At 41.6% G+C, this 2,613-nt stretch carries 1 protein-coding gene; it reads right to left on the bottom strand.

Going from position 1 to position 2,613, the window contains the following annotated elements; genetic code table 11:
• Positions 1 to 214 precede the first annotated feature (214 nt).
• Complete coding sequence (locus ACH2DQ_RS11690) at positions 215 to 2,461, bottom strand: DNA topoisomerase (ATP-hydrolyzing) subunit A (protein WP_394916211.1); 2,247 nt, start codon at positions 2,459 to 2,461, stop codon at positions 215 to 217.
• Positions 2,462 to 2,613: the final 152 nt, after the last annotated feature.

Below are 2,613 nucleotides of genomic sequence, written 5' to 3'. Positions count from 1 at the left end.
GTAACAGTTCAGACAGGTATGCGCATTTACTGCGTATACCGTAAGAAAGTGATTCAGGAGTGCAAAAATCCCATCGTGCAAGCGATTATGAATGGATTTTTGCAGTAACAGGTCAGCTCGTCTGAACTGTTACTCTTAAGGTTACTGCTCAGTCTTTCCCGTATGCGCAATTGTACAACGTTGCTGACTGGAAAAAGAGATGGCTGCAGGTAAATTAAACCCTTATTTTTGTCCCCTTGGTATCACGCTTTCCAAGACGGAGTTTATTCAGCTGCACTTCCTTATCCTTATATGAAATCGTGGTGTCATCCTGGGATGAAAGATAGTAAACTTCCTGAATGAAGTCATTTTCTGAGAGACGGATTCCCCGCACACCCACGGCCCCCTTTTTCTTCTGGGGCACTTCTTCCAATAAAAATCTCAGGAAAATACCCTGATCTGTCTGAAATACAATCTGACTGCTGTCATCCAGGCAGGAGACAGATACCACCTGGTCTTCTTCTGCCAGTTTGGTTGCGGCAATGGTTTTCTTCGCCACGTCAAATTCTGTTCCTTCTACTTGTTTAATCATTCCGGCTTTTGTGGCAAATATCAATACTGACATCTTCACCTTTGTCAATGTTTCCACCAGTACAATCTGTTCTTCGCTGCTGCTGTAATTGCAGAGATTGTCAATGGGCTTGCCCTTATCCCGGAACTTACCGTAAGGAACATCCATCACTTTAATTAAATGCTGCTTGCCGGTGTCCGTAAAAATACAGATCTTATCCGTGTTCATACAAGAAAGAACATATTTATTTTCACTGTCCGCAGCTTCTTTATTCCGGTCATATGCAGTAACATCGATTGTTTTTGCATAACCGAACCGATCCATCAGAAAGATTACTTCCATCTCTTCTATTTTTTTCTCTTCATATACGGCTTCTGCCGCATTTTCAATAGCAGTTCTTCTCGGTCTGGCATATTCTTTTTTGATGGCATCCAGTTCTTTAATAATTACTTTTGCCATGGATTTATAATTATTTAAAATATCTTCATAAGATGCGATATTTTTAAGTGTTGTCTCGTGCTCTTTCTGCAATGCTTCAATTTCCAGTCCAATCAATTTATATAAACGCATCTCTAAAATAGCAGTTGCCTGTGCTTCGGTAAAATTAAGAGCCGCTGCCGCCTTTTTAGAAGCCGCAGATTTAAATTTAATACCTTCCGTCACGCCATTGATCAGACATTCTTTTACCTGTTTCTGGTTTTTGCTGCCTCTTAAAATCTCTATAATCAGATCAATCACATCACAGGCTTTGATTAATCCTTCCTGGATTTCTTTTTTATTTAATTCTTTTGCAAGAAGCGTTTTATATTTTCTGGTAGCAAGTTCAAACTGGAAATCTATATGGTATTCAATGATCGCTTTTATTCCCAGCGTCTCCGGTCTGCCTTCTGCAACGGAAAGCATATTTACGCCAAAAGTGTCTTCTAAGCGGGTCTTTTTATATAGCATATTCACCAGGTTTTCATGATCCGCATTTTTACGGAGTTCCAAAACAATTCGTATGCCATCCTTGGAAGACTGATTGGATATATCCACGATGTCATTGGTTTTTTTCGTTTCCACCAGCGTCGCCACATCATTCAGGAACTTTCCGATGTTGGCGCCCATCATGGTGTAAGGAATCTGGGTGATCACAAGCCGGTCTTTTCCATTTTTTCCAGGTTCAAATTCCACTTTTCCCCTGAGCTTTATCTTACCTGCCCCAGTCTTATATATCTGAAGAAGATCATCTTTGTTTACCACGATACCCCCTGTCGGGAAATCCGGTCCCTGCACATACTCCATGATCTCTTCTGTCGTAATTTTATTATTTTTAATCGTAGCCTTAACTGCATCAATCACCTCTCCCAGATTGTGAGGCGGAATGCTGGTTACCATACCAACCGCAATGCCTTCCGCTCCATTTACCAGCAGATTGGGCAGACGTACCGGCAGTACCGCCGGCTCCTTTTCCGTACCATCAAAGTTCGGAACAAAATCTACCACATCTTTGTCCAGATCATTTAAGTAAGCTTCCTGGGTGATTTTCTGCAGCCTAGCTTCTGTATAACGCATTGCTGCCGCTCCATCCCCTTCAATGGAACCAAAGTTTCCGTGCCCGTCTACTAAAGGAAGGCCTTTTTTAAATTCCTGTGCCATCACTACCAGTGATTCATAGATGGAACTGTCGCCGTGGGGATGGTATTTACCCATGGTATCACCTACTATACGTGCACATTTACGGTAAGGTCTGTCATACTTGATACCTAATTCATACATATCATAAAGAGTTCTTCGCTGAACCGGCTTCAGACCGTCCCTTACATCCGGAATTGCTCTGGCGATAATTACGCTCATTGCATAATCAATGTACGATTTCTGCATTACATCTGAATATTCTGTTCTGATTATCTGTTCCTGTATATTTTCCATATTAAATGCTCCTTCATCGTGATACCCCCAAAATAACGCAAGTGGTTGTGCTATTCCCTAATAAGTAATTTGAAAACGCTTTTCTTTCACACTTATACCCCTGCATACCGCTGACGGGTCTGCGGTACTGCTTCAATAGAAAGTATGGAACG

It is taken from the genome of Robinsoniella sp., assembly GCF_034124845.1.
Note: the sequence above shows the minus strand (reverse complement) of the source record. Positions and strands in the feature narration are given on the sequence as shown.